The organism is Oceanispirochaeta sp. M1 (assembly GCF_003346715.1).
GTDB lineage: Bacteria > Spirochaetota > Spirochaetia > DSM-2461 > DSM-2461 > Oceanispirochaeta.
This window is the reverse complement of the sequence record NZ_QQPQ01000036.1, coordinates 19,787-32,236: the sequence shown is the minus strand read 5'-3', so window position 1 is coordinate 32,236 and position 12,450 is coordinate 19,787. Positions and strand designations below refer to the sequence as shown.

9 protein-coding genes are annotated in these 12,450 nt (G+C 42.8%); 8 read left to right on the top strand and 1 reads right to left on the bottom strand.

The features are described 5' to 3' along the window. The first annotated feature begins 12 nt into the window (after positions 1–12). The 8 genes from glmS (at position 13) to DV872_RS20185 (ending at position 10,642) form a co-directional block, all read left to right on the top strand. Positions 13–453, top strand: coding sequence for a methylaspartate mutase subunit S (gene glmS, locus DV872_RS20220; RefSeq protein WP_114631782.1), 441 nt, complete (start codon positions 13–15; stop codon positions 451–453). 29 nt (positions 454–482) lie between these two features. Further along, positions 483–1,925: a methylaspartate mutase subunit E gene (locus DV872_RS20215; RefSeq protein WP_158547080.1), complete on the top strand. Its 1,443-nt coding sequence runs from the start codon at positions 483–485 to the stop codon at positions 1,923–1,925. 94 nt (positions 1,926–2,019) lie between these two features. Next, the gene (locus tag DV872_RS20210) at positions 2,020–3,000 is read left to right on the top strand and encodes an aldo/keto reductase (RefSeq protein WP_114631780.1); all 981 of its coding nucleotides are present in this window, start codon (positions 2,020–2,022) and stop codon (positions 2,998–3,000) included. Positions 3,001–3,014: 14 nt separating this feature from the next. After that, entirely contained in the window at positions 3,015–4,256 is a 1,242-nt protein-coding gene (locus DV872_RS20205; RefSeq protein ID WP_114631779.1) for a DEAD/DEAH box helicase, read from the top strand. A gap of 115 nt (positions 4,257–4,371) precedes the next feature. After that, a complete protein-coding gene (locus DV872_RS20200) occupies positions 4,372–8,241 on the top strand; it encodes a response regulator (RefSeq protein WP_114631778.1) in 3,870 nt (1,289 codons plus the stop codon). Further along, positions 8,238–9,074 (top strand): protein-glutamate O-methyltransferase CheR, encoded by an 837-nt coding sequence (locus DV872_RS20195; protein WP_171832144.1) that lies wholly within the window; start codon positions 8,238–8,240, stop codon positions 9,072–9,074. The genes DV872_RS20200 and DV872_RS20195 overlap by 4 nt, the downstream gene beginning before the upstream one ends. Then, the gene (locus DV872_RS20190) at positions 9,071–9,643 is read left to right on the top strand and encodes a chemotaxis protein CheB (RefSeq protein WP_114631777.1); all 573 of its coding nucleotides are present in this window, start codon (positions 9,071–9,073) and stop codon (positions 9,641–9,643) included. Before DV872_RS20195 ends, DV872_RS20190 begins: the two co-directional genes overlap by 4 nt. Then, positions 9,644–10,642, top strand: coding sequence for a diguanylate cyclase (locus tag DV872_RS20185; protein ID WP_114631776.1), 999 nt, complete (start codon positions 9,644–9,646; stop codon positions 10,640–10,642). Between the two features lie 21 nt (positions 10,643–10,663). Here the strand turns inward: DV872_RS20185 and DV872_RS20180 are convergent, their stop codons facing one another. Beyond that, positions 10,664–12,448 (bottom strand): ATP-binding cassette domain-containing protein, encoded by a 1,785-nt coding sequence (locus tag DV872_RS20180; RefSeq protein ID WP_114631775.1) that lies wholly within the window; start codon positions 12,446–12,448, stop codon positions 10,664–10,666. Positions 12,449–12,450: the final 2 nt, after the last annotated feature.

Below are 12,450 nucleotides of genomic sequence, written 5' to 3'. Positions count from 1 at the left end.
ACGGAGAGTGATATGAACAGCGAATATAAAGCAGTATTAGTTACCGGAGTGATTGGTGAGGATGTCCATGTGACAGGTATCCGGATTCTGGAACATGCCCTGCGGAAAGACGGCTATGCTGTTCATTCCCTGGGAATTCATAATTCCCAGGAAGACTTTATAAATAAAGCCATTGAGGTAAAAGCGGACGCCGTGCTCATATCATCCTTGGCAGGCCATGCAGAAATGCTGGTACAGGGCTTCAGAGAAAAATGCGACAAAGCCGATCTTAAGGATATAAAACTCTATATCGGTGGGCAGCTTGTTATTCATGCCGAAGAATGGGCGGCTACAGAAAAAAGGTTTATTGACCTGGGATTTACAGCCGTTGCAGCCCCTTTCAATCCACCCAAAAATGTTCTGGCAGAACTGAATTCAGATCTTTGCTCAGAGCAGAATAAAACATCCGCCTGACACCTATAGCGAAACAGGAGAACAGAATTTTGGAAATCTCAAATAAAAAATGGTCTGATGAATTCTTTCAGAAACAGAGAGAAGAAGTTCTGGCACAATGGCCGACCGGAGAAGATGTAGATCTTGATGACGCGGTTGCGTACCATAAAAGTCTACCCGACTCCAAGAATGCGGCCCTGAAAACTCTAAAAGCCAGAAAAGAAAAGAAGACACTGCTCTGCCCTTCACTGGGTTCTGATACAGTAGAAAATCATAAAAGTCTTCTATTATATCTTCAGAACGAAGGTCAAGTAGATATTCTTACCTCCTACATAGACAGCCTTACCAGAAACTGCCGATTTGAAATGGCAAGCCAGGGATTAATGAAAGCTGAAGCTGCAGGACGCCCGGTTCTGAACGGCTTTCCCTTTGTTGTTCATGGAGTACAGAAAACCAGAGAGGTTATGAATGCGGTTGATCTGCCTTCAATGCTGTTCGGCCCGACACCCGATGCCCGTCTGACACATGAGATTGGTCTGGCTGGAGGACATACAGGATACTCCGGCGGACCTCTGATCTCCTTCTGGAATTATACAAAAAATGTGCCGCCTGAAGAGGTAATTCACAATTTTCAGTATGTGAACAGACTCATGGGATACTACGAAGAACAGGGTGTTCCTATCCTATATGCTGTAAGCGGTGCCATGCCTTCTGTCAGCCCTCCCTCACTTATGATAGTTCCTGAAATTATAGAAGTTCTGATAGCCGCAGCACAGGGTGTAAAACACGTTCAGCTGAACAACTGGCTTCAGGGACATGTAGCTCAGGATCTTGCCTATATTCAGGTTCTGAAAGAAAAAACGGACTTTTACCTTAAAAAACTTGGATTTGATGATGTAGAAACTATAACCTACAGTGTCAGTCCTACAGGCCGCTTCCCGGTTGATACTGACCAGGTTTATGCCCTGATCTCCCACTTTACAATGATTGGTGCCCTGGGAGGTGTGCAGGTCAGCGGATCAAGAACCATTGATGAAGCCCTCCATATCCCCACAAAAGAAGGTTCGGCCCACAGCTTCCGTAATGCCCGTATGTTTCTGAATATGATTCAGCCTCAGGGCTTTGATGTTACTCAGAATAAGGCTGTTCTGAATGAGAAACATTTCATGGAACTTGAGGTGGACTGCCTTATGAATAAGGTTATGGAACTTGGAAAGGGTGACATTGTTAAAGGTACTGTTGATGCCATAGCATCAGGAATACTGGACCAGCCCTACTCTACATCACAATTGGTGAAGGGAGAAGTTCTAGGTGTTAAAGACGACACAGGAGCCGCCCGCTATTACGATATGGGCCAGCTGCCCTTCAGTAAAGAAATAAGAGACTTTCACAGAGAGAGAATCGAAGCAAGAGAAAAAGTATTGGGCGAGAAGGTTGATTACGACACCATTATTCAGGATATGACTGCTATCAGTTCAGGAAATATTCTTTAAAAATACTGATCATAAAAAAACATAGGGCAGGCCGTTCAGGGTCTGCCCTTTTTTCGTATAATATTACAAAATATAAAGGATAGGAAAAATAAATATGAAACATAAAAAAGATTCACTTTTTTTTCCACCTCTTGCCCTGGGGACATGGACCTTTGCAGGAGATAAAATTTGGTCAGACAGTGATGATAAAGAATCCATCAGAGTAATTCATGCAGCCATGGATGAAGGAATAACCCTCTTTGATACTTCTCCAAACTACGGTGGAGGCCGAAGTGAACAGATTCTTGGAAAGGCCCTTCAGGACAGAAGTCTGGCAGCAGTCGCTACCAAGATAAAAGTGGATGGAAAAACGACAAAAGAGATAACCCTGGCAGTTGAGCAGAGCCTTCATAATTTGAAGCGGGAGGCCATTGATCTGATGCAGATTCATTGGCCTGCAGCCACAGAAGACACAGCCAAAGCTCTGGACTGTTTTATAAACTTAAAGAATCAGGGGAAGATTCTTGATATTGGAGTCTGTAATTTCGGAACATATGATCTGAAGGAGACAGAAAACTACCCCATAAAAAGCAACCAGCTTCCCTACAATCTCTTCTGGCGCGTTATTGAGGATAAAATAGCACCCTCTTCTAAAGAGCAGGGAATGAAAGTCTGGGTCTACTCACCTTTTCAGCAGGGCCTGCTGTCAGGAAAATATAAGAACATTTCCAACTTTCCCGAAGGGAGGATGCGGACCAGGCATTTCTCACCGGATAGGGAAGCCGCCTGCCATGGAGATGGGGGTATGGAAAGAGAAACTCAGGAGGCCCTGACAGGATTCCTGAACATCGCAGAGGAAGTGAACATATCTCCCCTTGAGCTCGGTCTGAGATATATCAGCAGCCGCTCCTTTGTAGACACTATACTTGTAGGAGCACGGACAGTGGAGCAACTGAAAGAGATACGGAAATCCCTTAAAGGTTCACTGGACAATGATGTGATAAACAGTCTTAATAGATGCTCGGAGAAATTACTGGCAGCTGCAAAAGGGAACCCTGATATGTATCAAAAGATTTCCCGTATCCGGTATAAGTAAAAGAAAGGAAGTTTATGAAAGAATCCAGTCCCGGTCAATTTTCAGACCTCAATTTATCTCCTGCAATTCTCAAGGCTCTGGCGGCACAGAATTACAGTGAACCATCTCCTGTTCAGACCCTTACAATACCGCCGGTTCTGGAGAGAAAAGATGTACTGGCAGCAGCTCAAACCGGAACAGGGAAAACGGCGGCCTTTGTACTCCCTATCCTGGAAATTCTTTCACGAGTGGGCAGAACCAAATCTAATAATATGAGGGCTCTGATTCTGGTACCAACCAGAGAGCTGGCTGCCCAGGTCTATGAAAGCATTATGAACTACAGCCGTTTCCTCAAGCTGAAATCGACAGTTGTTCATGGAGGTGTAAAGATAAACCCTCAAATGCTGCGAATGACAAAGGGACAGGATATACTTGTTGCAACACCCGGAAGACTTCTGGATTTATACAGACAAAATGCAGTAAATTTCGATCAGATGGAAATCTTAGTCCTTGATGAAGCAGACAGAATGCTGAACCTCGGCTTCAAAGATGAAATCACAGAAATCCATTCATTGATTCCGGAAAAGCGTCAGACACTGATGTTTACAGCAACATTCACCGATGAAATGAAACAGCTGGCTGACAGCTTCGTGAATGACCCTGTAATAATTGAAGTTAATCCTGAAGAGATTACAGTTGAAGCCATAAAGCAACTGGTATATCCCGTAGACAAAATGAAAAAGACAGCTCTCTTTATTCAACTCTATAGAGCTCAGAACAGAGACAAAACTCTGGTTTTCACTAAAACAAAAAACAGAGCCAACCATCTTGTAGAGAAGCTGGGAAAAGCCGGAATCGAAGCAGCTGCCATTCATGGAGATAAAAGTCAGGGTGCAAGAACAAGAGCACTCGATGAATTTAAAGCTGATAAAATTTCAGTTCTCGTAGCCACAGATCTGGCTGCAAGAGGCCTTGATATCAGACAGCTCCCTCTTGTTATTAACTTTGATATGCCCCATCTGAAAGAAGACTATATTCACAGAATAGGAAGAACCGGAAGAGCCAGTGCTGCCGGCCTGGCAATATCCTTTGTGGAGACCGAAGATTTCCAGAAACTGAGAGATATTGAAAGGCTTACAAAGCAGGTCATTGACCGGATTATAATTCCCGAATTTGAACCTGATCCACCTCTACCCGAATCAGAACTTGATCTTCGGCCATTTAAGGCAAAAAAGCCCAAGAAACCCAAAACAAAGAACCAGCCAAAGATCAGCTGACATATTGCACTAAAAATAGTTCCTTATTACTGAAAATATACTGAAGAACAATGTCATTATAATCCAATGATCCGTTACAATAGGTAATAACTCACACTTACTTATTGAGGAATGAATGAATAGAAAATTTTTCACCGTTCAGACAAAACTCCTGGCCGGATTTATAGGAATTCTTCTCCTTGCAGGCTTTGCAGGGATTACAGGATTTAGAGGCATCTCGGAGATAAACTATCAGAATACAATAGGTGTCATTATTGATGAACTTACCGAGTACGCAGAACAGGCCCAGGCTGCATCCCTCAGATATATTATCTATGAAGATGACAGCTTTCATGATTCCGCAATAGAATCTGCCGACAAGGTTCTGGAACTGTCAAAGATGGCAGAATCAATGATGCTTGTTGAAACAAACAGGAATAACACTGAAGTGCTTGTTTCACTGATGGACGAGTATCGTGAGCTAATCTCCTCATTCAGAAAAGTGGAGCATCTTAAAATTGAAGCTCAGAAAAGCAGAAATAATGCAGCCTTGAAAATAATAATCCAGCTGGATTCACTGCTGGCATCACTCAGAACACAAGCAGATTCTGCGGTCTTACAGAGAGAAAGAAAACAGATATCAAATACCATTGATGATTTATATATGATTCTGAGTTCTATGAATGAATTCAGAACTGATGCTCTCAACTATGTTGTGGAAACAACAGATGACAGTAGAGAATCCACAGTCAAAAACTGGTTATTAAAACTGGATGGTCTTCTTGAAAAACTAAAAAACCTTGAACTGTCTGAGGGAGATATAAAATCCAAAAGAGATATAATAGAGATTTCTGCCTCCCTTAAAGAATACAGAATTCAGATTGAAAGCTTTCATGAAAAGACTTCTGAACGTTGGATGATGCAATACAATCAACGCAGAGTAGCTTCCCTCGTGATGGCTCAGGTACGCATAGTCAGAGATGGTGTACAGACATCTATTGCCAGAGCAACGGAAAACACACAAAGAGCAATCCAGACAAGTTTGATTTTCTCCGTACTTTTCAGCATTTTGATTGCCTTCATTCTTTCCCGCAATATTACGATACCCCTGGTACAGGGTATTTCAGTAGCGAGAAATATCGCGTCTGGCAACCTGGAGAATATAGCATTAAATCTTAAAAGGCATGATGAACTTGGAGAACTGGCAACCGCACTGGATACAATGGCTCACAGCCTGCAGGTTCAGAATTGGCTGCAGGAGGGAAAGCAGGGACTTGATGATGAGCTTCGGGGTGATTTCGATATAAAAGACCTCTCCAGCAAATTTATTTCTTTTCTCACCAGGCATATGGATGCCCAGCTGGGTGCCATTTATCTATTTGATGAACAGGAAACTCTTGAACTGGTTGCCTCCTATGCCTTTACTGACAGAGCCGGGAACTTCAACCGTATAAAACTTGGAGAAGGATTTATCGGCCAGGCAGCCATGGAAAAAGAAGTGCTCTATTTCTCAAAACTTGAAGAGGCTCCCGCATACAACTATGGCGCCGATGAACAGCAGCCGGAACATTTTATGACCGGATCTCTGGTTTTTAAAGACGAACTAATTGCAGCCTTTCTGATCGGATCTTTTACACCCTTCAATGAGGATCAGAAAGAGTTTATTTCCGCCAATGTGGATAATGCAGCGGTTCTATTTAATGCGGCAAAATCAAGAGATACAATCAGTCAACTTCTTCTCAGCTCTCAGCAGCAGCAGGAAGAATTGAAGAAAATAAATGAAGAGCTGGGAGATCAGACCAGAGCTCTCCAGGAGTCTGAAGCAGAGCTTCAGGCACAGCAGGAAGAACTGCGTGTGACCAATGAAGAACTGGAAGAGAGAACCCAGGCCATCCAGGAACAAAGGGACTCTATCCGGGAAACAAATGATGATCTCATCAGGGCGCAAAAAGACATTGAAAAGAAGGCCAGTGACCTTGAACAGGCCAGCCGATATAAATCAGAATTTCTTGCTAACATGTCCCATGAGCTTAGAACCCCTCTGAACTCCATACTCATATTGGCTCAACTGCTTTCAAACAACAGCGGTGAAAATCTGACCGAAAAACAGGTTAAGTCCGCATCGGCAATTCATGCATCCGGATCGGACCTCCTTAAATTAATCAACGACATTCTCGATCTTTCCAAGGTGGAAGCAGGGAAGGTGGAATTGAACATCGAAACAGTCAGCTTCAGCAGTATCATTGAAGACTTGAAACGTGTATTCACTGAATCTGCATCAGAAAAAGGGCTGGAGTTGAATCTCAACAGAAGTTCCGATGTCCGGGAAGCCATCAGGACTGACGGGCACAGGCTGCAGCAGGTCATCCGAAACCTGCTGACAAATTCTATAAAATTCACCGAAACCGGCTCTGTATCTATGGATATAGTACTCCCTGAAAAGAGCTGGAAAGGTAAAAAACGGGGTGAATATTTCCAAATCAGAGTCACCGATACAGGGATAGGTATTCCCGAAGAAAAACAGGCCGCAATTTTTGAAGCATTTCAGCAGGCCGATGGAAGTACCATCCGTAAATACGGCGGGACGGGGCTGGGCCTTTCAATATCCAGAGAACTTTCAAAACTTCTTGGCGGAGAACTGCAGCTGGAAAGCGAGGAAGGCAGGGGAAGTACTTTTATGTTAACCCTCCCCTATCTGGAAATGGAAAATGAATCAGAGACAAAAGCCATAAAGTCAAAAACTGATCAATTACCTTTACCGAAACCGGAAAAGGAGACTCTGGTATTTGAAGATTCTGATATCAATGATGACAGGCACAACCTCTCTGAAGAAGACAAGACAATTCTGATCATTGAAGATGATCCAAATTTTGTCACCGTTTTATCCGACCTGGTAAAAGAGAAAGGCTTTAAGACACTTATTGCTTCTGACGGAGAAACAGGTCTTCATTTTGCAGATTATTACAAACCCAACGCCATTATCCTGGATATAGGTCTGCCCGGTATTGACGGTTGGACTGTGATGGAACGCCTGAAAGAGAACTCCGAACTAAGACATATCCCGGTTCATTTCATGTCCGGGAATGATGACAATCTTCAGGCCATGCGTATGGGAGCCATCGGTTATCTGACGAAACCTGTGTCCATCAGTGATGTAGAATCAGCACTATGTAAAATAGATCGATTCACGGATGCTCATATCAGCACATTACTGGTAGTCGAGGACGATGATGTTCAACGGGACAGCATTCGGGAACTTATCGGAAATGACGATGTAGAAATTCATGATGTGTCTACAGGAGCCGAAGCATTTGAGGCACTTCACAGCAGCTGCTATGACTGCATGATCCTGGATCTGGGGCTGAAAGATATGTCGGGATTCGATCTTCTGGAAAAAATCAACAACGATCCGGGCTGTTCCCGTATTCCCATAATAATCTACACAGGGAGAGACCTGAGCAAGAAGGATGAGGAATCTCTCAAAAAATATGCTGAAAGTATAATAATCAAAGGTGTGAAATCACCGGAAAGGCTGCTGGATGAGACATCCCTCTTCCTCCATAGAGTAGAGTCAAAACTACCGGAAGAGAAACGCAAACTCCTCAAGGATATTCACAGCAGTGAATCGGTACTGGAAAACAGAAAAATTCTTCTGGTGGATGATGATATGCGGAATGTCTTTGCTCTCACCAGTATCCTTGAAGAAAAACAGGTAAATATTGTTGTTGCCAGAGATGGTGCTGAAGCTGTCGAGAAAGTGAATTCAGAACCCGGGATTGATCTTGTACTCATGGATATAATGATGCCGAATATGGACGGCTATGAGGCGATGAGACAAATAAGGAAAAATATTCAGTTCAGGAAACTTCCTATCATCGCTTTAACAGCGAAAGCCATGAAGGGCGATAGAAATAAATGTATTGAAGCCGGAGCCAGCGACTATCTGGCAAAACCTGTTGAAACAGATAAGCTTCTTTCCATGCTGAGGGTCTGGTTATATAAATGATTGAATCGAAAAATGCTGTAGACAATGAATACCTGGAGCTGGAACTGCTTCTGGAAGGAATTTTTAGAAAATACGGTTTCGATTTCCGTGAGTATTCCGGTGCGCATATCAAACGGAGATTAAGCCATCGCCTCTCTGCTGCAGGAATGCAGAATTTTACTCAGATTCTCCATAGAATTATTTATGATGAAGAGTTTTTCAAACAGATACTTCTCGACTTATCTATAAACGTTACAGAAATGTACCGGGACCCTACCTTCTATCTTGAATTGAGACAACGGGTCATCCCCTACCTCTCAACCTACCCTTTTATTAAGATATGGCATGCCGGTTGTTCTGCCGGACAGGAGGTCTACTCTAATGCGATACTCCTGGAAGAGGAGAACCTGCTTGACCGTTCCCAGATCTATGCAACAGATTTTAATGAAAAGATTCTTCAGAGAGCAAAAGAAGGAATTTACCCGATTGAAGAGATCAGAAAGTATACAGAAAACTACCAGAAAGCTGGAGGCAGGAATTCTTTTTCAGAATACTACACTGCTCATTACGATTCAGCCCTTATTAAAAAAAGCCTGAAGGACAACATTCTCTTCTCTTTCCACAATCTGGTGACAGATGGAGTATTTGGTGAAATGAATATGGTTTTCTGCCGTAATGTACTGATCTACTTTAACAAAGAACTACAGAATAAAGTATTAAAACTCTTTCATGACAGCCTTATTCCTGGTGGTTTTTTATGCCTTGGAAGCAAGGAGTCATTGAAATTTTCTGCGGTGGAAGATGATTTTGAAATTATCTCTCAGCAGGAAAAAATATACAGGAAAAGAAGATGAGCCGTTTCAATGCTTTAGTTATCGGAACATCTGCAGGAGGTCTGAATGCACTCACCAGGATTCTACCGGCCCTGGATTCAGATTTCCCTGCACCCATAATTATTGTACAGCATATGAGTCCCGATGGATCCAATTTCACAGCTTCACTCCTGGACAGAATATCAAAGCTTACAATTAAAGAAGGGGATGAAAAAGAAAAACTTGAACCCGGAACAGTCTATCTTGCTGCCCCGAATTATCATCTCCTCATAGAAAGAGACAAAACCCTGAGCCTGTCTGTTGATCCTAAGGTGAACTATTCCAGGCCTTCTATAGATGTACTCTTTGAAAGTGCAGCAGAAGCATACAGTGACAAGCTTCTGGGCCTTATTCTAACAGGAGCAAACAATGACGGTACTATGGGTGCCATTAAAATTATCAAGTTCGGCGGATCCGTAATCGTGGAGGATCCCGATTCAGCAGAAGCTTCAGCCATGCCGCTTTCAGTTATTGAGAACTGTAAGGTAGATAAAATACTGCCCCTCGATGAAATTGCAGACTATTTAAATATAATTATAAAAGAGAATTAAATGGATAAAATTAAAATACTGATTGTAGATGATATTAAAGAAAACCTTTACTCCCTGGAACTTCTTCTTGAGGATGAGGAGATGGAAATTGTAACCGCTCTATCCGGTCAGAAGGCATTGGAAAAGACGCTGGACAATGATTTTTTTCTGATCCTTATGGATGTTCAGATGCCCGGGATGAACGGTTATGAAACAGCCGAGCTCCTGAGGGGAAACAGCCGGACTAAGAACATTCCCATAATTTTCATAACCGCAAATAACAGGGATGAAGACCAGTTATTCAAAGGCTATGATGCCGGGGCTGTGGACTTCCTTGTTAAACCATTGGCAACACAGATACTTAAAAGCAAGATCAATGTATTCAGAACATTTCATACACAGCAGCAGGAATTACTCAGAAAAACAGAAGAACTGAATGGAACTATATCTGAGCTTGAGGAGTTACAGCAGGAACTGGAAGAAAAGAATGAACAGTTGAAAATACTATCCAGCAGAGACGGTCTTACAGGTCTCTACAACAGACGCTTCTTTGATATTTTCCTGGAAGAGGAGTGGAGCAGAGCCCTCAGAAATAAAAACTCGCTGGCCATAATTATGGGTGATATTGATGAATTTAAGCTATTCAACGACAACTATGGACATATCAAGGGAGACTCATGCCTTGAAGATGTCGCTTCTATTTTCAATAAAGCCTTTCATAGATCTATAGACCGGGTTGCCAGGTATGGAGGAGAAGAATTCATTGCTCTTCTACCCCAAACTGACCTGGCAGGGGCCGAAGCTCTGGCTGAGAATCTTTTACAGTCCGTCAGGAATGAAAAAATCCCGCATAAAGGATCCGGCCGGGGAGGATTTCTTACACTCAGTCTTGGAGTCAGCTGTGTATCACCGAACAAAAACCTGAATGCAATTGACTTTCTCAAATGTGTTGATAAGTCCCTCTACTCAGCAAAAAACAAAGGCCGGGATAAGTGGATTTCAGAAGAATACTCGTCCTGAGAAAGAACCGCTGACACTGGTTTATATTGGAAAATCCAACAGAAATGCAGCCCCCTCCTCTTCCCTGAGATATTCAATTGTCCCCTTATGCTCCGACATAATATGCAGAGAAACCGAAAGCCCCAACCCTGAGTTTTTATCTTCCAGTTTTGTAGTAAAGAAAGGATTGAAAATCTGCTCAACTACGGTCTTTTCAATTCCTGGACCATTATCAGAAACTGTAGCTGAAACCGACCTGGTATTTCTAACAATATTGATTCTGATCTCTCCACCCCGTTGTAGAACATCAAGACTGTTCATAATCAGATTAATAAAGACCTGTTCCAGTTTATTCAGATTCCCATGAATACAGACAGGTTCTTCCGGCAGGTCCAATTCAACTTTGACACCATTAGATTCTATGCGGTACTTCAAAAGAAGTAAGGCTTCTTCCACAGCCTTTCTCAAATCTAGTTCTACCATTTCAGTATCTTTCACTTTTGAGAAAGAGAGCAAACCGCCTGTAATTTCAGTGATCCTCTGGATCTCCCTCTCTATCTTACTAAGCCTGCTTACTGAAGGTTCATCCTCAATTGCCATGGAGAGAAGATCCATATAGTTTAGAATAATATTAAGTGGGTTATTGATTTCATGGGCGACACCGGCTGCCAGTTCTGCAATAGATGATATCTGCTCAGTCCTCCGTATGTATTCCTGGAGCTTCAAAGCCTCTGTCTTATCATCAATAAGAATGATTGTACCACCGCTCTCTTCATCATCACCACTGAACGGTGCACATAGAAAATTATAAATACAACCATTGCTATAACTGACATGCTCAAGGTGAAGCCTTCTTCTCTCTTCAACTGCAAGACGGAGACTCTTAGCATCTTCCGGCTTTAGATTCTTCAGAATCCGATCAAGATCGGGCTCCTGATTATTCTCAAAATGCAGGAGAGAGTCGGCAATTTCATTAACCTGATAGATTCTTAAATCCTTATCCAGAATAACGGCTCCCACAGGGATATTCCGGATAACCGCTTCATTATATTTTTTGAATTTATAGAGTTCCAGATTTGCCTGCCGGAGTTCCTTACGGGAAAGCTCCCTGGAATAGGTCATATAGTAGAGCTGCATCTTATCCAGGTTAGCAATAGTCTCAGTTTTTCTGCACAGACCATCCTTTAAAATTGTCACCCTGTCGGCAAATTCCATGACCTCATCCATATCATGAGAAATATAGATAACTCCCAGCCCTTTCTTTTTCATCTCCAGAACCTGTCTGTAAATCAGATCCATCTCACGGGGGGTGAATCTTGTGGAAATTTCATCCAGAATCAGAATTGAGGGTTTAAAATATATGGCTCTTAGAAACTCAATCAGATGCTGATGAACCTTCTCAAGCTGAGAAACCGGCCTGCTTAAATCCAGATCAATATTCAGGTCTCCACAAAAGCTCTTCAGCTCTTCCACATGCTGTCTATAGCGTATGACCCCACCTGGAAAAAGCCTGAAATGACCTGAAAAAATATTATCAACGGCATTCAATGACGGAACCAGAGATTCTTCCTGAAAGACAACAGCTATGCCTTCACTGAAGGCTTTCCGGGGAGTCAGGGAAGAGTAAGTTCCCGATGGCAGAATAATATCTCCCCGACGACAGCGGAGGGCTCCGCAGAGCAAGCGGATCAGAGTGGATTTGCCTGCTCTATGATCGCCGACAAGAGCATGAAACTCTCCTCTCTGAAGCTGAAAGTCCACCCCGGTTAACGCTTTTTTAGCACCATATGAGTGATGGATATCTTTTAATTGAAGAAGTGTTTCCATAT

Coding starts and splice junctions, on each gene's coding strand:
- DV872_RS20210 (WP_114631780.1), top strand. CDS start 2,020: ATGAAACATAAAAAAGATTCACTTTTTTTTCCACCTCTTGCCCTGGGG.
- DV872_RS20180 (WP_114631775.1), bottom strand. CDS start 12,448: ATGGAAACACTTCTTCAATTAAAAGATATCCATCACTCATATGGTGCT.
- glmS (WP_114631782.1), top strand. CDS start 13: ATGAACAGCGAATATAAAGCAGTATTAGTTACCGGAGTGATTGGTGAG.
- DV872_RS20205 (WP_114631779.1), top strand. CDS start 3,015: ATGAAAGAATCCAGTCCCGGTCAATTTTCAGACCTCAATTTATCTCCT.
- DV872_RS20185 (WP_114631776.1), top strand. CDS start 9,644: ATGGATAAAATTAAAATACTGATTGTAGATGATATTAAAGAAAACCTT.
- DV872_RS20190 (WP_114631777.1), top strand. CDS start 9,071: ATGAGCCGTTTCAATGCTTTAGTTATCGGAACATCTGCAGGAGGTCTG.
- DV872_RS20195 (WP_171832144.1), top strand. CDS start 8,238: ATGATTGAATCGAAAAATGCTGTAGACAATGAATACCTGGAGCTGGAA.
- DV872_RS20200 (WP_114631778.1), top strand. CDS start 4,372: ATGAATAGAAAATTTTTCACCGTTCAGACAAAACTCCTGGCCGGATTT.